Source organism: Arthrobacter sp. 05T410 (assembly GCF_056396505.1).
Genome location: NZ_JBFTLP010000012.1, coordinates 77,563 through 94,989, shown reverse-complemented (window position 1 = coordinate 94,989; position 17,427 = coordinate 77,563). Strand labels below are relative to the sequence as shown.

Here is a 17,427-nt window from a genome sequence, read left to right as displayed (position 1 = left end):
GACGGTGAACGATGCAGATAACACCCTAGTCTCCGCTTCCCAGCCCCTCGAAGAGCGCGTTAACAACCGCTCGCAGCGGCCCAGCTCCGACGCCTTCAAGGCCTTCATGGCCAGCAACTGGGCGCCGGCCTCGCAACAGCTCCCCGAGCGGGACGCCGTCGCGGGCCACGCCGCAGGCCGGCGCCGCTCCATCTCAGGCCAGTTCAAAGGTGAACGCCTGGTCATCCCCGCCGGCCCGCTGAAGGTCCGCTCGAACGACTGCGACTACCGCTTCCGGCCGCACTCCGCCTTCGCGCACCTCACCGGCCTCGGCCTGGACCACGAACCTGATGCGGTCCTGATCCTGGAACCGGTCGCGGAGGGCACCGGCGACGACGGCGGAAACCACCACGCCACGCTGTACTTCCGCCCGTTGGCCGGCCGCGACACCGAGCAGTTCTACGCCGATTCCCGCTCCGGGGAGTTCTGGATCGGCGCACGCCCGACCCTGGCCGAGTTCAAGGCCAAGCTGGGACTGGACACGGCCGACATCGCCGAACTCGAACTGGCCATCACCAAGAATGTCGGTGCGCCGGAGATCGGCGGAATCTCCATCAGGCTGGTCCGCAAGGTTGACGAGAACATTGATGCCCTCGTCGACACTGCCCGCTACAACACGGCCAAGGACCCCGACAACCTCGACCTGAGTGTGCTCGACGCCCTGGACGAGAAACTCACAGAGGCCCTCTCGGAACTGCGCCTGCTCAAGGACGAGTGGGAAATCGAACAGATGAAGATCGCCGTCGCCGCCACCGTGGCCGGCTTCACGGAGGTGGTCAAGGCGATCCCGCGGGCGCTGACCCACCACCGCGGCGAGCGCGTCGTGGAAGGGGCGTTCTTCGCCCGGGCCCGCGAGGAAGGCAACGAGCTCGGCTACGACACCATCGCCGCCTCCGGCAACAACGCCACCGTGCTGCACTGGACCCGGAACACCGGCAAGATCAACGCCGGCGAACTGCTGCTCCTGGACGCCGGAGTCGAGGCCGACTCCCTCTACACCGCGGACATCACCCGCACCCTGCCGGCCAACGGCAAGTTCTCCGAGGTCCAGCGCAAGGTCTACGAGGCAGTGCTCGACGCCGCCGACGCCGGCTTTGCCGCGGCCCAGCCGGGCACCAAGTTCCGGGACATCCACACCGCAGCCACCACGGTGCTGGCCGAGCGGCTCGCCGAATGGGGCCTCCTGCCCGTCTCCGTCGAGGAAGCCGTGAGCACCGAGGGCCAGCAGCACCGCCGGTGGATGCCGCACGGCACCAGCCACCACCTCGGCCTCGACGTCCACGACTGCGCCCAGGCGAAGCGGGAACTCTACCTCGACGGCGTGCTCACGCCCGGCATGGTGTTCACGATCGAACCCGGCCTGTACTTCAAGAACGAGGACATCGGCATCCCCGAGGAATACCGCGGCATCGGCGTCCGGATCGAGGACGACATTCTCATGACGGCCGACGGCCCGGTCAACCTCAGCGCCGCACTGCCGCGCAAGGCCGACGACGTCGAGTCCTGGATGGCGGGCATCTACCTGGAAGTGGACGGCCAGACGCCGTAGGTCAGCCAGGCAGTATATAGCAGCAAGAAAGGGAGCGTCCCCGCACCGGGGCGCTCCCTTCTTGCTGCTATTTGCTGCTACTTGCTGCTGTTTCCTGCCTGAATCAGTGCTGCTGGCCGTCCTGGCCTGCCGCGGGCTTCTCGCTGTCCGTGACCCTGACCCCGTACTGCGGGCGGCCGTCGGGGAGATCCGGATAGCTCACCCCGGAAACGCGGCCGGCCGGGCCGGCCGGGCGGGCCGCCGCCTCCTCAGCCGCGGCCGGTGCCGTCGGAGCGGGGCCTGCGGGGCCCTCCTGCTGGGGTGCACCGCCCTGATACTGTCCGGCCGGGTCTGCGCCGGTCTCCGGCGTTCTCTGGCCGTACGGGTCGTTCCAGCCCGCGGGGCGCTGCGGCGCATGGGTCTGCTGTCCCGGCTGCTGCGGGCCGGGCTGCTGCGGTGCCTGATGGCGGTAGTCGTGCTGCGCGAAACCGCCGGCCGCGGCACCGGACGCGTCGTGCGCCGTCATGGGCAGCTGGTGGAGCAGGCGCCGCGCTTCGCCGGCGGCCTCGAAGGAGACCACGACGTCGTAATTGGTCGCCACCACCTGGCTGGTTGAGGTGAAGTCACGCTTGCCGCGCTGCATGGCGTAGGTGACGATGCCAAACAGCATGAAGAACGCTGCACCCATCAGCACTGACGTCACAATCGAGAAATAACCGGGGGTTGTGGAGAAGAAGGACAGCATGACGCCGACGAACAGGCCGAACCACATGCCGCTGAGGGCGCCGGAGAGGGCGACTCGGGGGTAGGTAAGCCGGCCGGTCACCCGCTCGACCATCTTCAGGTCATTGCCCACGATCGACACCATCTGCACGGGGAACTGCTGGTCAGCCAGGTAGTCCACCGCCTTCTGGGCATCCAGGTAGGAGTTGTAGGAACCGACAACGTCGCCTCTCGGGACGGTGCGGGCCTCGTCCGAGCCGTTGGGGGCACCGGCCCTGGGAGCACCAAAAATGTTTGACATATGCCCATTCTCACCCATCGGGCTGGTGTGCGGCTGGAAATTCAGCTAAAAGAGAGCAGACTCGGTAGCCTGTAGGGGTGAGCACGAATCTTTCGCGAGTGTTTGTCGCGCGCCTCCTCGGACTGGACGTCTTCGACCCATTGGGTGACCGTCTGGGTCGGCTGCGCGACGTCGTGGTGCTCTCCCGCGGAACCAGGGGCGCCCCGCACGTGGTGGGCATCGTCGTCGAGGTCCCCGGCAAGAAGCGCGTCTTCGTGCCGATGACCCGGATTACGTCCATAGACCAGACCCAGGTCATCTGCACCGGGCTGGTCAATCTTCGCCGTTTCGAACAGCGCGGCGCGGAAACCCTCGTGGTGGCCGAAATGTTCGACCGCCGGGTGACCCTTGCGGACGGCAGCGGCGACGCAACCATCGAGGACATCGCCATGGACCGGCACCGCTCCGGCGACTGGTTCGTCAGCAAGCTCTTCGTCCGCCGCGGCCACTCCCTCTCGCCCCTGAGCCGGCTGCGCCGCAATGAAACCCTCATCATCGACTGGGCCGATGCCCGGCAAGGCGCCAAGACCGAGCCCCAGGCCGCCACCCAGTTCGTGGCCACGCACGAGGACCTCAAGCCCGCCGACTTCGCCGAGGCCCTGCAGGAAATGAGCGACAAGCGCCGCTTCGAGGTTGCGAGCGAACTCCAGGACGAACGGCTCGCGGACGTCCTGCAGGAGATGCGCGAAGGTGACCAGGTGGAGATCCTCTCCGCCCTGGACGTCAACCGCGCCGCCGACGTCCTCGAGGAGATGGATCCGGACGACGCCGCCGACCTCCTCGCCGAACTCCCCAGCGCCCAGGCTGAAGAACTCCTGCAGTTGATGGAACCCGAAGGCGCCGAAGACGTCCGCCGCCTGCTCGAATACGACGAGGACACCGCCGGCGGGCTCATGACGCCCGTGCCGGTGATCCTGCCCCCGGAAGCAACCGTCGCCGAGGCACTCGCGCACGTACGCCGGGAGGAACTCTCCCCCGCCCTGGCGTCGTCGATCTTCGTCGCCCGGCCCCCGTTGGAGACGCCGACGGGACGATTCCTCGGCGTCGTCCATATCCAGCAGCTCCTGCGCTTTCCGCCGCCGGAGCCGCTGGGCAATCTGGTGGACAAAAGCCTGGAGCCGGTCTCCGACCAGGCCCACATCAGCGAGGTTGCCCGCGCGCTGGCAACGTACAACCTCAACTCGCTTCCAGTTGTCAACGATGACGGACGGCTTGTGGGGGCGGTGACTGTTGACGACGTGCTTGATCATCTGTTGCCGGACGACTGGCGCGCCCACGAGGACGATGCCCCGATAAGAAAGCTTGGAGGCCGCATTGGCTGATCCCACAGCACCACGGACCTCCAATGTCCGCCCTGGCGGCAGGACCACCGGCGGCCTCGACACGCCACTAAGCGGCCGGCAGCGTATCCTGCCCAACTTCCGTCCCGACCCGGACGCCTTCGGCCATGCCACGGAAGGCTTCGCCCGTTTCATGGGCACCCCCGCGTTCCTGATGTACATGACGGTGTTCTGCTTGTTCTGGCTGGGCTGGAACACGTGGGCGCCGGAGGAATGGCAGTTCGATTCACGGGCGCTGGGCTTCACGCTGCTGACCCTCATGCTCTCCCTGCAGGCCTCCTACGCCGCGCCCCTGCTGCTGCTGGCCCAGAACCGCCAGGACGACCGCGACAAGGTCTCGCTGCAGCAGGACCGCCAGCGGGCCGAGCGCAATCTCTCCGACACTGAATACCTGACCCGGGAACTTGCGTCCCTGCGCATCGCGCTGCGCGAGGTCGCCACCCGCGATTACGTCCGCGCCGAGCTCCGCAGCCTGCTGGAGGACATGCTGGAGGCCCAGGAGGAACTGCGCACCCACGATCCTTCAGCCGGCGCCCACGAGACCCCGCGGGAAAAGGTCAAGGAGAAGATGAAGGAGCGGCGCGACAAGCAGCGCAGCCCCCGGACCCAGCAAATCCCCCGGGTAAAAGCCGGCGGCAAGCGCGATGACCCGGCGAGGGACCGTGCCCAGGGCTCTTCGCAGGACCCGACAGGGAACCCTTCGGGGAAACTGCCGAACCCGTCGGCGAACCACTCCGGGGCCGCGGCCGATCCCACCCGCCAGCCCGCACACCGCACCATCCCCGAAAGCTGAGCATCGCCCGCATGAGCACCCCGCTGGAACAGGCAGTGCACGGCGCACTTGCCACCGTGATCGACCCTGAGCTCCGCCGCCCCATCACCGAGCTCGGCATGGTGGAGTCCGTTGAGATCGGCGACGGCGGCCGCGTGCGGATCGCGGTGCTGCTGACCATCGCGGGCTGCCCGCTGCGCGGAACCATCACGGCGGACACCGAGGCTGCCCTGTCCGCCGTCCCGGGCGTCACCGGCGTGGACGTGGACCTGAAAGTCATGACGCAGGTCCAGCGCGACGCCCTCAAGGAGCAGTTGCGGGGCGCCGGCGCCCAGCGCGGCATCCCGTTTAACGCGCCGGGCTCGCTGACCAAGGTGTACGCCGTCGCGAGCGGCAAGGGCGGCGTGGGCAAGTCCTCGGTCACGGTCAACCTGGCGTGCGCCCTGGCCGCCCAGGGGCTCCGTGTAGGGATCGTGGACGCGGATGTGTACGGTTTCTCCGTTCCGGCACTGATGGGCATCACACAGGCCCCCACGCGGGTGGACGACATGATCCTGCCGCCCGTGGCCTACGGGGTCAAGGTCATCTCCATCGGCATGTTCGTCACCGGGAACCAGCCCGTGGCGTGGCGGGGCCCGATGCTGCACCGGGCGCTGGAGCAGTTCCTCACCGACGTCTACTTCGGCGACCTCGACGCCCTCTTCCTGGACCTGCCCCCCGGCACCGGCGACATCGCGATCTCCGTCGCCCAGCTGCTGCCCAAGGCGCAGATCCTCGTCGTGACCACCCCGCAGGCGGCCGCCGCGGATGTTGCCGAGCGGGCGGGTGCGATCGCCACCCAGACGGGCCAGACCGTGGCCGGCGTCGTGGAAAACATGTCCTACCTTGAAATGCCCGACGGCGGCAGGATGGAACTGTTCGGCAGCGGCGGCGGCGCCGTGCTCGCCGGGCGCCTCTCGGCCACTGTTGGTGAGGACGTGCCGCTGCTGGGCCAGATTCCGCTCGAAGTCCTGCTGCGTGAGGGTGGGGATTCCGGAGTGCCGCTGGTGCTGGGCCGTCCGGAGACGCCTGCGGCCGTGGCCTTGGCGGCGATCGCCGGCAGGCTGGCGTCGGTTCCCCGCGGCCTCAAGGGCATGCCGCTGGGTCTGCAGCCCCGCTGACAGCGCCCGCCCGCATCCCTGCGCAGGCACTGCGGCAGGCCCGCCGCGGGAAGTCCTAGGTCGCCTCTGAGTCGAAGGGTGCCGGTTCGCCCTCGGGCAGCCGCTCGAGCACCCGCTCGGGGCGGTGCGAGGCGACAGCAGCCGCGGCAGCGGCCGTGGAGACCGTTGCGGGTGCCCCGGCGCTCATCGGCTTGGTGTCATCGTCAAGGAGCGCTTCCTTGATGATGCGGCGGGGATCGTACTGGCGCGGATCGTACTTCTTCCAGTCGACCTCATCGATGTCGATGCCGACTTCTTCCTTGATCTGTTCCCGCGCACCGGACGCCATCCGGCGCACTTCCTTGACAATATTGGCAAGTTTTTGGGTGTATTCGGGCAGCCTGCTGGGACCAATCACCAGAAGGCCGATGATCAGCAGAAGTAAGAACTCCGGTCCATTGATTCCAAGCACTTTAGGAAGGTTACCCTCTCGCTCGGGCTGGCGACGATTCCGCGAAGTCCGTATGCCGGCCATGTCCGGCCCGTCCCTGCCTCACGATGCCAGGTGCTCCAGGATTCGGCTCAATCCACGTTCGATCCGTTCCGGAATTCCGTTGTGCGAGGCCGGCACGGGAGTGCCACTGCTGACCCGGGTCAGCGCGGCAACGCCGTCGTCCGCCTGCTCGGCCGGCAGGTCCGAAATGTACGTGTATGTCGCCGCCGACGTCTGGTAGATGGCCCGGTAGGGCGGGGCGGGGTTGACCCAAAGAAAGCCATACCCGGGTTCGGGGGCGGCCGACGGCGTGCCGGCCTGGGCCGGGATAAAGCCGTCAGCCACGGCGGCGTGTCCGGTCAGCACATTGATGGGCGAATCTTCGGCCCGTGCGGGTGCGGGGGGCGCCGCGGGCGCCCGCGGCGAAGCGTGCTGCTCAAGGACCGTGGCGAAGTGCCGGCCATCCGTGAGGCGAAGTTCCAGGACCTCGTCCCCGGAGATGACGCCGGCACGGGCCCAGATGAGGTGGAATCCGAGCTCGCGCAGCTCCGGACATGTCCACCCCTGCGAGCGGAACGCAGCAAGCTCACCGGTGTTCAGCGTCCCGGCAGGGGTGAAGTCGGGCTCGCCGCCGAGGCCGAACGCAACACGGGGCCCGGTTCCCTCAGCGCCGGGGACGCCGGATCCGCTGGCGTCGAACAGCTCCGTTGCACCGAGCGGCTCACCGCTGCCGGGCAGCCCGGGGGCATCCGGGTGGGCGAGGGTGGCAGTCCCTGCGCCTTCGGCGGGGACCGCGTCGTCGCCTCCCATGACGTACGCGGTGCCGGTCATGAGGGCCAAAGCGGCGACGGCTCCGCCGACAGCAAGCACCGGCAGGCGCGGGCCGCGGCGACGGACGCCGTGTGGACCCGCGGCGGCGGCGCGACCGGCGACCGGTCCCGCGGTCCCTGGCCGGCCCGGCACGGGGTGTCCTGCCGGGAACCGGTCCGAGGGCCGCGGACGATGGCCGGCCCGGGCGGCGTCCGCCACGCCCGGCCGTTCCGCTGTATCCAATACTTCCGCTGTGCCCGCCGGGGCGGGGCGTTCCGCCATGGCCCGTTCCGGAGCTGAAGGTGCCGAAGGTGTAGGAGCCGTAGGTGCCGGAGCTGTAGCTGCAGGCACCGTAGCTTCCGGGGCTGTTTGTTCCCGCTCCGCTTCGGCTGTCCGTTCAGCCGCCGCCCGTTCCGCGGCCAGCTGACCGGTCCGTGCCAGGAGCCGTGCAGTCAGGTCCTCACTGGCCTCGGGCACGGCGGCGCCGCGGAGCTTCTCGAGGTACTGGCGTTCGCGCTGTTGCCGGGCGCGGCATTCGGCGCACGATTCCACGTGGTCGTGGCGGCCGGCGGCCCATTTCCGGGTAGCCCCGGGTCCGCCCCAGAACCTGCAGCCCGGTGCTCCCAGTAGCCGTCTCAGCAGACCCATTGACCGGTTCAGAGGAGGCCGGCGATGCGCGGCATCTTGAGCCGCGGCTTGAGGGACTGCTTGGCCGGCTGCGCCGGGCGCGGGTCGCGGTGCGCGAGCTTTTCACGGAGCATTGTCCGGCCGCGGTGAATCCGGGACCGGACGGTCCCGAGTTTGATGTCCAGCGCGGCGGCGACTTCGTCGTAGGAGAGCCCTTCGAGGTCGCACAGCACGACGGCGGCGCGGAAGTCGGGCGGAAGTTCCTCGAGCGCTGCCTGGACATCGACGTCGAGGTTGTTGAATTCGAAGCTTTGCTCCGGCCCGGGCTCCCGGCCCGGCAGCCGCGACTCGGCGTCGTCGGCCAACGCATCAAAGCGGATCCGGCTCTTGCGCCGGGCCTGGTCCAGGAACAGGTTGGTGGTGATCCGGTGCAGCCAGCCATCGAGCGTGCCGGGCTTGAAGTTCTCGAGCGAACGGAAGACCCGCACGAACACCTCCTGGGTGAGGTCCTCGGCGTCGTACTTGTTTCCGGTCAGACGGTACGCAAGGCGGTAGACCTTGGCGGAGTGGTTCGTCACCACTTCCTCCCAGGTCGGCCGGACCCATTCGGCTTCCGCCGCGGTCCGGGACTGGCCGGTTGAATCTGTTGCCTCTGTTGCCGGGACAGGTGCCAGAATCGACATCGTCCACTCCCCTCGTGGATGGTACCTACGCCTGAATTGTGCCTGCTTGCACAGGTTCCTGCACCCTTCATTCGACGCCGATCACCACGCGGATGAGCGGATACCCATCATTTCAAAATAAGCTGGGAATTTCCTGATCCACCGCGGTCTTCCGCCGAAGGCAGAACGACCCCCTCCGGCCGGGGCCACGGTGCTGCCGCTTCCGCGTCCCGTCCCGCCGGACACAGTACGCTGTAGGGAACACTCCCCTGCCGCCCAGAAAGCGATATCCCATGAGCGCCGATAAGTCCACGAGCTGGTCCTATGCAGAAGATCTGCCTGCCGAGGATGAGGTCCTGTTGCACGCGCGCGAACGGTCCTTCGAGCTTGGCGTGACCCCGATCGGCCCCGGCGTGGGCGCCGTGCTGACGGTGCTGGCGGCGGCGTCCAAGGCACAGACCGCCGTGGAGATCGGCACCGGCGCAGGCGTGTCCGGCGTGTGCATCCTGCGCGGGCTGGGTCCGCAGGCTGTCCTGACCACTATCGACGTCGACGTCGAACACCTCAAGGCAGCGCGCGAAGCGTTCCAGGAGGCCGGCAGCCCCGCCAACCGCACCCGCACCATTTCGGGCCGGGCCGGGGATGTCCTGCCCCGGCTTACGGACGGCGCCTACGATCTCGTCTTCATTGACGCGGACAAACCGAACTACCCCAGTTACGTCGAACAGGCCGTGCGGCTGCTCAAATCCGGCGGGCTGCTGATCGTCAACGATGCCCTCGACAAGGACCGGGTCGCGAACCCGGCCGCCCGGGAAGCCACCACCGTGGTGTTGCGCCAGATCGGCAAGTCCATCCGCGACGACGACCGTCTCGCTTCCGCCATGCTGCCCACCGGAGACGGCCTGCTGATCGCGGTGAAGAAGTAGCAGCCAGGATTCACCAGCCCGGGTGCAGGGGCGGGCGCTAACAGCAAAGGGCGGGGTCCGCAGCCTGGTGGCCGGGACCCCGCCCTGTTGCGAAGCTCTTGGCGTGACGCTATTCGGTGACGCCGACGAGGCATTCCTTGAGGTTCGTCGCCTCAGCGGCATTGAGTTCGACTACAAGCCGCCCCCCGCCTTCGAGCGGAACACGCATGATCAGGCTTCGTCCCTCTTTCGTCACTTCCATAGGGCCGTCGCCGGTGCGTGGTTTCATTGCCGCCATAAGGAATATCCCCTCCATTAGTCCCTGACATACCAGCCCGGCCGGGCTGCGTCCGCTTGGCCAATCAAGCCGTCCGGCAGCGCTCCAGGAGGCTGCCGTGACCGGCAAACTCACAAATAAACCGCTTACAAACTGTGTGCTTCTTGTCCTTGCTTATCCTCTATTATCGCGTAACAATCCGCCCGTAGCTAATCGTTGGACTTTCCAGCGCGTCCCGCCAGGCCGGGCCGGCACCGCCAAATGGTGCTGTGCGTCACGGCGGGTAGTCCCCTCCGCCCGGCAGTTGCGCCCACGCCCACAGCCACACAATCCAGACGACCTGCAGCAGCACGAACATGACCACCACGGTGCCGCGGTAGGCGCGGGAACGCGAGAGAAGGGCGGCGCTGAGGGCGAGCGGGAACAGCGGCAGCAGCATCCTGAACGTGCTGGTCTGGGGGTGCAGGAAGACCAGCAGGTAGCCCATATAGCAGCAGCACCAGAGCCTCAGCTCGGTGCCCAGGGCGACGACCGGCCGGGACATCATCAGCAGCGTGAACGCGGCAACGAACACGAAGGGAGCCAGCACGCCGAAAGTCGGCCCGAAGAGCATGATGCCGGCGTCGAACCATGGCTTGAACGGCACCAGGTCTTCGCCGCGCCATGCGGTTTCGGTCTTGGTGTAGGCGCCCGGATCGCCGGTCGCGGCCCAGGCGATGGCCGGCCACAGCAGGGCACCGATGCCGCTGACGGCGGTGAGCCCGCCCAGTGACCACAGCTCGGCGTTGCCGGGGAGGGCGAGGCCGTCCCGGCGCTGCACTGTGACGCCCTGTGTCGCGGGGCTCTGGTTCGCGGGGTGTTGTGCCGTGGCGTGTTGTGCCGTGGGATGCTGCACAGTGCGGGTCTGCGCAGCACGGGTCTGCGCAGCACGGGTCTGCGCAGCACGGGTTTGCGCAGCACGGGTTTGCGCAGTACGGGTTTGCGCAGTGAGGCGCTGCCAGAGACGGTAGAGCAGCAACAGGCCCATCATCGCGGCAAACGGAACCCCGGTAGGCCGGGAAAGGCACATCAGGACCACAACGGGCATGGCCCACAGGTACCGGCGCTCCATGACAAGCAGCAGCGCGGCGCCGAGGAGCAGCAGGTTGAGGGATTCGGCGTAGGGCACCTGCAGCACCGGCGCCACCGGGAAAGCCGCCAGGAACACCGTCCCCCAGAGCGCCGTGCGGTGCGTGGCCCGGTGCCGGAAAATTCTGTACGCCACGAGGGCTGCACCCACTCCGGAGACCAGGGCGATGGCCGTCAGGGACCACGCCGGGCCCGTGCCTGTCAGCCCGGACACCACCCGGCCCAGCACGGGAAACAGGGGGTAGAAGGCCCACGTGTTCTCCTGGACGGTGCCGGCGTCGTCGGTCGGCAGGAGCGCCGGATACCCCGCCTGCAGCGCTTGGGCGTACCAGCGGGCATCCCAGATGTTGATGAAGTTCCAATAGTCGGGCTTGGCGGGAAACCACGGATTCACGCCCTGGTGCAGGGCGGCGGCCATGAAGATGCAGGCGCTGACCAGCCTCGCGGCGATGTAAAGTCCGGCCACCTGCGCCCACCAGGGCCACCGCGCCATCCTGGCGCCCGCGGCGGCGATGCGGCTCCACAGGGCCGCGTTCAACCCCTGGGGTTTCCGGGCCTCAGGCGCCGCGACGGTCTTCGGGTCTTCCACGCGGCTCACGGACGCTGTTCGGTCGGCGGACGGAGGCGCTCCAGTTCCTCCCCGAGTGCCTCGATCTCCTGGTCCCTGGCGGTGATCTGCTCCCGCAGGTCATCCAGGACCTGATCCACCTGGTCCATCCGGTAGCCGCGGAGTCCGACGGCGAAGCGCAGACGGTCAATGTCCGCCGCGGCCGCGCGCTCAGGCAACAGGACCGGCGGCAGGGATGCGACCGGCTCGTCGAAACCGTCGTCAAAGGAGCCGCCCGCACCGCCGTCCCGGCGGCGACGGAAGATTTTCGGTGCCAGGCCGGTGCCCAGGAGGACGGCGACGCCGATCAGCACAATGGCCAGGAAAACCAGGAAGAGACTCACTAGACCATCGTGCCAGAAGCCGGACGCCGGAGCGCTCAGGCGGACGGATCAGCCCCGCGTTCCCTTGATGTTTGCCGTGCCGGTCCCGTTGGTGGAGCCGCCGTTCGGGTTCCGGTGGCGGGCGGCGCCTTCCACGACCAGCTCGACGGCCCGCGCGGGGTCGTCCACCACCTGCACGAGGTCCAGGTCCTCGGCCGAGACCATTCCCTCCGCGACGAGCGTGTCCCGGACCCACTCGAGCATGGGGCTCCAGAAAGCGGTTCCCACCAGGACGATCGGGAAGGAAGTGACCTTGCGGGTTTGGACCAGGACCATGGCTTCGAAGAGCTCATCCAGGGTGCCGAGGCCGCCGGGGAGCACGATGAAGCCCTGGGCGTACTTGACGAACATGGTCTTGCGGGCGAAGAAGTACCGGAAGTTGATGCCCAGGTCCACCCACTGGTTCATGCCCTGTTCGAAGGGCAGTTCGATTCCGAGCCCCACGGAGACGCCGTTGCCCTGCACGGCGCCCATGTTGGCGGCCTCCATCGAGCCGGGGCCGCCGCCCGTGATCACGGCCAGTCCGGCCTCGGCCAGCCGGCGTCCGACCTCGACGCCGAGCTCGTAGTTCGGGCTCCCCGGCACGGTGCGGGCGGAACCGAAGACGCTGACTGCCGGACCGAGATCGGCCAGCGCGCCGAATCCTTCCACGAACTCGCTCTGGATCCGCAGCACGCGCCAGGGGTCGGTGTGGACGAACTGTCCCGGCCCTTTGGTGTCCAGCAAGGTCTGGTCGGACATCGTGACCTTGGCGGCCTTGCGGCGCAGCTCAAGCGGACCCTTGTGGCGGATCCCGTTGGGCGCCGGTGTGCTCCGGGCCTCCCTTGCCGGCTTTCCGCCGGGATTCTGTTCCGGGTTCTGTTCGGGGTTTTGCTTGGGGCCGTGCTGCGGATCGGTACTCATGCCCATAGGCTAGCGCGGAACTCGGCCGCCGCCGCGTCGGCGCGTCGGCGCCGCACGGCCGCAGCCGCCTGTCGAGGCGGTTTGCCGAGGTCAACGGCGAATGTCCGACGCAGTCCAGCAGGGGGCCTGACGTGCAGGTATCTCTTGAATCACGATCTGCACCAAAACGAGTGATTGCCGTCATATCTGGTCAATCTTCGCTAGATTCGTACTATGACTACTCAAGTGCCCGGCGATGCCCTCGTCTCCCTGAAGGCCGTGAACAAGCATTACGGCCAGCTGCACGTCCTGAAGGACATCAACCTGAACGTCCGCAAGGGTGAAGTTGTTGTTGTCATCGGCCCCTCGGGTTCCGGCAAGTCGACGCTCTGCCGCGCCATCAACCGCCTCGAGACCATCGACGACGGCGACATCAAGATCGATGGCAAGGAACTGCCCGAGGAGGGCAAGGAGCTGGCCAAGCTGCGCGCCGACGTCGGCATGGTCTTCCAGTCGTTCAATCTGTTCGCCCACAAGACCATTCTGGAAAACGTCACTCTCGGCCCCATCAAGGTCAAGGGCGTTGCCAAGTCCGAAGCCGACAAGGACGCCATGGCCCTCCTGGAGCGGGTCGGCGTCGGGCATCAGGCCCCCAAACTTCCGGCCCAGCTCTCCGGCGGCCAACAGCAGCGCGTTGCCATCGCCCGTGCCCTGGCCATGAAGCCCAAGGTGATGCTCTTCGATGAGCCCACCTCCGCCCTCGACCCGGAAATGATCAACGAGGTCCTGGACGTCATGGTCCAGCTCGCCAAAGAAGGCATGACCATGATCGTGGTCACCCACGAGATGGGCTTCGCCCGCAAGGCGGCCGACCGCGTCGTGTTCATGGCCGACGGCCAGATCGTTGAGGACGCGACCCCCGAGGAATTCTTCAACAACCCCAAGAGCAGCCGGGCCAAGGATTTCCTGTCCAAGCTGCTGACACACTGACCGACTACGTTTTCGCACCCTGGCTGCCGGACGGCGGCCGCCCAATGAAAGGAATGTCATGATGGCATTTTTGACCCGAAGGAAATCCCTTCTGGTTGCCGCTTCCGCAGCACTGGCACTCAGCCTGAGCGCCTGTGGCGGCAGCTCCTCCACGACCACCAACCCGCCCGTAGCCGAGAAGCCGAGCTTTCCCGCCGATTCCACCATGGCCAAGCTTTCCTCCGCAGGCAAGATCACCATCGGCACCAAGTTCGACCAGCCGCTCTTCGGCCAGAAGGGCCTCGACGGCAAGCCCGTCGGCTTCGACGTCGAAATCGGCAAGCTGATGGCTGCCAAGCTGGGCATTCCCGCCGACAAGATCGAGTGGGTCGAAACTGTCTCCGCCAACCGCGAGCAGTTCCTCAAGCAGGGCAAGGTGGACATGATCGTCGCCACCTACACCATCAACGACAAGCGCAAGGCCGAAGTCGACTTCGCCGGACCGTACTACGAGGCCGGACAGGCGCTCATGGTGAACAAGGACAACAACTCCATCACCAAGCCCGAAGACGTCAAGGGCAAGAACGTCTGCTCCGTGACCGGCTCCACGCCAGCCTCGACGATCGTGGAGAAGTACGGAGCCGTCCTGGTTCCGGCCGCGACCTACTCAGCCTGCCTGGAACCGCTGCGGAACCACCAGGTTGAAGCCGTCACCACCGACAACGTCATCCTGGCCGGTTTCGTGTCCAAGGAACCGGACGCCTTCAAGCTGGCATCGGATCAGACCTTCACCAAAGAGCCCTACGGCATCGGCCTGAAGAAGGACGACACCGCCTTCCGCACGTGGGTCAATGACCAGCTGGAGGCCTCCGACAAGGACGGGTCCTACAAGAAGGCCTGGGAAGACACGGCCGGCACCGTCATCAAGACCACGCCCGCGCTTCCCACGATCGACCGCTACTAGCCGCCACTCCCGTCTTTCGCCTGGAATCCCCTCAACGCAGCTGAAGGAACTTATGGACGTCATTATTGAAAACCTCCCCCAGTATTGGGACGGTTTTCTCCGAACCCTTTTCCTGTCCCTGGTCTCGGGGATTATCGCCTTGGTCTTCGGCACCATCCTGGCTGCCGCCCGTGTCTCGCCCGTCGCCGCGCTGCGTGGCTTCAGCATGACGTACGTCGAGATCGTCCGGAACACCCCGCTGACCATCGCGTTCTTCTTCGCCGCAGTGGTTCTGCCCCGCCTCGGCGTCACGTTCCAGCAGTTCGAGGTCGCCGCCATCATCGCCCTGAGCGCCTACACCTCGGCCTTCATTGCCGAGGCCGTGCGCTCCGGCGTCAACAGTGTCCCGGTGGGCCAGGCGGAGGCCGCCCGCAGCATCGGCATGCAGTTCACCCAGGTGCTCTCGCTGATCATCCTGCCGCAGGCCCTGCGCACCGTGATCCCGCCGTTGATCAACATTCTGATTGCCCTGGTCAAGAACTCTTCTGTGGCCGGCGCGTTCTATGTGCTGGAACTCTTCGGCCAGGGCAAGCAACTGGCCAATGCCAACGGTGACGCCGTCATGTGGGTTCTGGTCGGCATCGCATTCTTCTACCTGCTGATAACCATCCCGCTTGGCTTCCTCGCCAGCGTCGTTGAACGAAAGGTGGCGATCGCACGATGAGCTCTGTTCTCTATGACGTTCCCGGCCCCAAAGCCCGACGGGTCTCGCTGATCGGCTCCATCATCGGCGTGATCGTGATCGGCGGCCTCCTCGTCCTGGCAGTCGTGACCCTCGCCCAGCAGGGAATCTTCGACCCCAAACGCTGGGCGGTCTTCCAGCTTCCCGAGGTCTGGGCCCTGATCGCCGCCGGCATCGGCGCCACGCTGGCCGCCGCGGCCGTGTCGGCCGTGATTGCCTTCCCGCTGGGCCTGCTCCTGTGCCTGATGCGCATCTCGGACAACGCCTGGATCAGGGTGCCCACCCGGATCGTGCTGGAATTCCTGCGCGGCATGCCCGTCGTGCTCATGATGCTGTTCGTGCTGCTCGTCTTTGCCACCAGCTCGTTCATCGCCGTCGTGGCCGGCCTTGTCCTTTACAACTCGGCGATTTTCGCCGAGATCATCCGCGCCGGCGTCCAGTCGCTGCCCAAGGGCCAGCGTGAGGCCGGCCTGGCGATCGGCCTGACGAGCTTCCAGTGCCGGCTGACCATCGAACTGCCGCAGGCCATCCGGCGCATGCTGCCGTCCCTGGTCGCGCAGCTCGTGGTGCTGCTGAAGGACACGTCGCTCGGCTACATCGTCGCCTACGGCGAGCTGCTCCGGGCCGTGCAGGTCATGGCTGACTTCCTGGGTCCGCAGTACCTGTTCCCGGTGTTCTTCGTGGCCGCGGCCATCTACATCGCGATCGACCTGGCGGTCTCCCGCCTGGCCATCTGGCTCGAACGCCGCGGCTCCAAGCGCGCCGCCGGCGGCGTGGCGCACGTGCCGGTCGCCGGTATTCCGGCCGCCAAGTAAGCCGTCCCACCCACAAAGGGTCCGGAACCTCACGGAGGTTCCGGACCCTTTGTGCGTTACGCCTTGTTTCCTGCCTTGTTTCCTGGTCGTGGTGTCCTGGGCGTTGGTTCCTGGGCTTTGCTAGGCGCTCAGCCAGGTCCGCAGCGCCCGCAGGCATTCGCGGATGGCGTCCGCCTCGACGTGTTCGTTGTCCTTGTGCGCCAGCAGAGCATCGCCGGGTCCAAAGTTCACCGCGGGGATGCCCAGTTCACTGAAGCGTGCGACGTCGGTCCAGCCGTACTTGGGCTTCGGCTCCGCGCCGACGGCGGCGACGAAGGACGCCGCCGCGGGGTGGTGCAGGCCCGGCCTCGCGCCGGCCGCGCTGTCGGTGCGCATGACGTCGAAACCGTCCAGCAGTTCGCGCACGACGGCCTCGGCTCCGTCCGGGGTCTTGTCCGGCGCGAAGCGGTAGTTGATTTCCACGACGCACTTGTCCGGAATGACGTTCCCGGCCGTGCCGCCGTGGATCTTCACGGCGTTGAGGCTTTCGCGGTAGTCCAGGCCGTCAACCGTCACGGTCTGCGGCTCATACGCCGCCAGCCGGGCCAGGATCGGGGCCGCGGCGTGGATGGCATTGCTGCCCATCCAGGCCCGGGCCGAGTGGGCAGCCTCGCCGTTCGTGGTCACTTCGAAGCGGCTGGTGCCGTTGCAGCCGCCCTCCACCGTCCCGTCGGTCGGCTCGAGCAGGATCGCGAAGTCCCCGCCGAGCAGGGAGCCGTGATTGCGCACCAGACGGCCCAGGCCGCTCTTTACGGCCTCGACCTCCTCGTGGTCGTAGAAGACGAACGTGACGTCCTTGCCTGGTTCCGCTCCGCCGTCGAACATGGTGGCCGCCAGCGCCAGCTGCACGGCGACGCCGCCCTTCATGTCAGTGGCGCCGCGGCCGTAGAGGATCCCCTCTCCAGGGGCCCCGGAGGGCCAGTACGCCGGCACGGTCCCCAGCGAGCCCTCGGTGGTGGGCAACGGCACGGTGTCCAGGTGGCCGGCCAGGATGACGCGCTCGGCCCGGCCCAGGTTGGTGCGGGCGATGATCGAATCGCCGTCGCGGACCAGCTCCAGCTGCGGCAGCTGGCGGAGGGCATGTTCCACGGCGTCGGCCAGGACCCCCTCGTTGCCGGAGACGCTGTTGATGTCGATCAGGGCGGCCGTGAGCAGGGCGACGTCCTGGCGGAGGTCCAGATGGACCGGTGTGCGGACAGGGACGCTGGCGGTGGCACTGGCAGGGGTGCGCGGGTTCGTGGGGGTCACCGTTCCACCTTATCTG

At 67.3% G+C, this 17,427-nt stretch carries 18 protein-coding genes; 9 read left to right on the top strand and 9 right to left on the bottom strand.

Annotated elements, in window-relative coordinates; genetic code table 11:
* Nucleotides 1-4: 4 nt before the first annotated feature.
* Nucleotides 5-1,588: an aminopeptidase P family protein gene (locus tag AC1DFR_RS15310; RefSeq protein ID WP_476873794.1), complete on the top strand. Its 1,584-nt coding sequence runs from the start codon at nucleotides 5-7 to the stop codon at nucleotides 1,586-1,588.
* A 103-nt stretch (nucleotides 1,589-1,691) separates the two neighbouring features.
* Here AC1DFR_RS15310 and AC1DFR_RS15305 read toward each other — a convergent pair whose 3' ends face one another.
* On the bottom strand, nucleotides 1,692-2,591 hold the full coding sequence (locus AC1DFR_RS15305; RefSeq protein WP_476873793.1) for a YflT domain-containing protein: 900 nt from the start codon (nucleotides 2,589-2,591) through the stop codon (nucleotides 1,692-1,694).
* Nucleotides 2,592-2,668: 77 nt separating this feature from the next.
* Between AC1DFR_RS15305 and AC1DFR_RS15300 the strand changes: the two genes are divergently transcribed.
* The 3 genes from AC1DFR_RS15300 to AC1DFR_RS15290 are packed head-to-tail and all read left to right on the top strand — an operon-like array spanning nucleotide 2,669 to nucleotide 5,902.
* On the top strand, nucleotides 2,669-3,952 hold the full coding sequence (locus AC1DFR_RS15300) for a magnesium transporter MgtE N-terminal domain-containing protein (protein WP_028275668.1): 1,284 nt from the start codon (nucleotides 2,669-2,671) through the stop codon (nucleotides 3,950-3,952).
* Nucleotides 3,933-4,763, top strand: a complete 831-nt coding sequence (locus AC1DFR_RS15295) for a DUF1003 domain-containing protein (RefSeq protein ID WP_476850356.1) — start codon at nucleotides 3,933-3,935, stop codon at nucleotides 4,761-4,763. Before AC1DFR_RS15300 ends, AC1DFR_RS15295 begins: the two co-directional genes overlap by 20 nt.
* Nucleotides 4,764-4,774: 11 nt before the next feature.
* Complete coding sequence (locus AC1DFR_RS15290; RefSeq protein ID WP_476873792.1) at nucleotides 4,775-5,902, top strand: Mrp/NBP35 family ATP-binding protein; 1,128 nt, start codon at nucleotides 4,775-4,777, stop codon at nucleotides 5,900-5,902.
* Nucleotides 5,903-5,957: 55 nt separating this feature from the next.
* Here the strand turns inward: AC1DFR_RS15290 and AC1DFR_RS15285 are convergent, their stop codons facing one another.
* From AC1DFR_RS15285 to sigE, 3 genes are all read right to left on the bottom strand, one after another.
* Complete coding sequence (locus tag AC1DFR_RS15285; RefSeq protein ID WP_476873791.1) at nucleotides 5,958-6,353, bottom strand: twin-arginine translocase TatA/TatE family subunit; 396 nt, start codon at nucleotides 6,351-6,353, stop codon at nucleotides 5,958-5,960.
* 81 nt (nucleotides 6,354-6,434) lie between these two features.
* Nucleotides 6,435-7,832: a hypothetical protein gene (locus AC1DFR_RS15280; protein ID WP_476873790.1), complete on the bottom strand. Its 1,398-nt coding sequence runs from the start codon at nucleotides 7,830-7,832 to the stop codon at nucleotides 6,435-6,437.
* Nucleotides 7,833-7,840: 8 nt separating this feature from the next.
* Complete coding sequence (gene sigE, locus AC1DFR_RS15275; RefSeq protein WP_079550334.1) at nucleotides 7,841-8,494, bottom strand: RNA polymerase sigma factor SigE; 654 nt, start codon at nucleotides 8,492-8,494, stop codon at nucleotides 7,841-7,843.
* 272 nt (nucleotides 8,495-8,766) lie between these two features.
* On the opposite strand from sigE, the gene AC1DFR_RS15270 reads away from it, so the two are divergent.
* Nucleotides 8,767-9,399: an O-methyltransferase gene (locus AC1DFR_RS15270; protein ID WP_018773821.1), complete on the top strand. Its 633-nt coding sequence runs from the start codon at nucleotides 8,767-8,769 to the stop codon at nucleotides 9,397-9,399.
* Between the two features lie 109 nt (nucleotides 9,400-9,508).
* On the opposite strand, the gene AC1DFR_RS15265 is transcribed toward AC1DFR_RS15270, so the two are convergent.
* The 4 genes from AC1DFR_RS15265 to AC1DFR_RS15250 form a co-directional block, all read right to left on the bottom strand.
* Entirely contained in the window at nucleotides 9,509-9,676 is a 168-nt protein-coding gene (locus AC1DFR_RS15265; RefSeq protein WP_079550332.1) for a DUF3117 domain-containing protein, read from the bottom strand.
* A gap of 253 nt (nucleotides 9,677-9,929) precedes the next feature.
* Complete coding sequence (locus tag AC1DFR_RS15260; protein ID WP_476873789.1) at nucleotides 9,930-11,381, bottom strand: hypothetical protein; 1,452 nt, start codon at nucleotides 11,379-11,381, stop codon at nucleotides 9,930-9,932.
* Nucleotides 11,378-11,734, bottom strand: coding sequence for a DivIVA domain-containing protein (locus tag AC1DFR_RS15255; RefSeq protein ID WP_476873788.1), 357 nt, complete (start codon nucleotides 11,732-11,734; stop codon nucleotides 11,378-11,380). Before AC1DFR_RS15255 ends, AC1DFR_RS15260 begins: the two co-directional genes overlap by 4 nt.
* A 48-nt stretch (nucleotides 11,735-11,782) precedes the next feature.
* Entirely contained in the window at nucleotides 11,783-12,676 is an 894-nt protein-coding gene (locus AC1DFR_RS15250) for an LOG family protein (protein WP_476870523.1), read from the bottom strand.
* A 213-nt stretch (nucleotides 12,677-12,889) separates the two neighbouring features.
* Between AC1DFR_RS15250 and AC1DFR_RS15245 the strand changes: the two genes are divergently transcribed.
* The 4 genes from AC1DFR_RS15245 to AC1DFR_RS15230 are packed head-to-tail and all read left to right on the top strand — an operon-like array spanning nucleotide 12,890 to nucleotide 16,124.
* Nucleotides 12,890-13,645 carry an amino acid ABC transporter ATP-binding protein gene (locus AC1DFR_RS15245; RefSeq protein ID WP_028275678.1) on the top strand — a complete coding sequence of 252 codons (756 nt, stop codon included), beginning with the start codon at nucleotides 12,890-12,892 and terminating at the stop codon, nucleotides 13,643-13,645.
* Between the two features lie 58 nt (nucleotides 13,646-13,703).
* Entirely contained in the window at nucleotides 13,704-14,588 is an 885-nt protein-coding gene (locus tag AC1DFR_RS15240; RefSeq protein WP_243180934.1) for a glutamate ABC transporter substrate-binding protein, read from the top strand.
* A 52-nt stretch (nucleotides 14,589-14,640) separates the two neighbouring features.
* On the top strand, nucleotides 14,641-15,291 hold the full coding sequence (locus tag AC1DFR_RS15235; RefSeq protein WP_223913898.1) for an amino acid ABC transporter permease: 651 nt from the start codon (nucleotides 14,641-14,643) through the stop codon (nucleotides 15,289-15,291).
* Nucleotides 15,288-16,124 carry an amino acid ABC transporter permease gene (locus AC1DFR_RS15230; RefSeq protein WP_223913897.1) on the top strand — a complete coding sequence of 279 codons (837 nt, stop codon included), beginning with the start codon at nucleotides 15,288-15,290 and terminating at the stop codon, nucleotides 16,122-16,124. Before AC1DFR_RS15235 ends, AC1DFR_RS15230 begins: the two co-directional genes overlap by 4 nt.
* A 120-nt stretch (nucleotides 16,125-16,244) precedes the next feature.
* On the opposite strand, the gene dapE is transcribed toward AC1DFR_RS15230, so the two are convergent.
* The gene (dapE, locus tag AC1DFR_RS15225; RefSeq protein WP_476873802.1) at nucleotides 16,245-17,342 is read right to left on the bottom strand and encodes a succinyl-diaminopimelate desuccinylase; all 1,098 of its coding nucleotides are present in this window, start codon (nucleotides 17,340-17,342) and stop codon (nucleotides 16,245-16,247) included.
* Nucleotides 17,343-17,427: the final 85 nt, after the last annotated feature.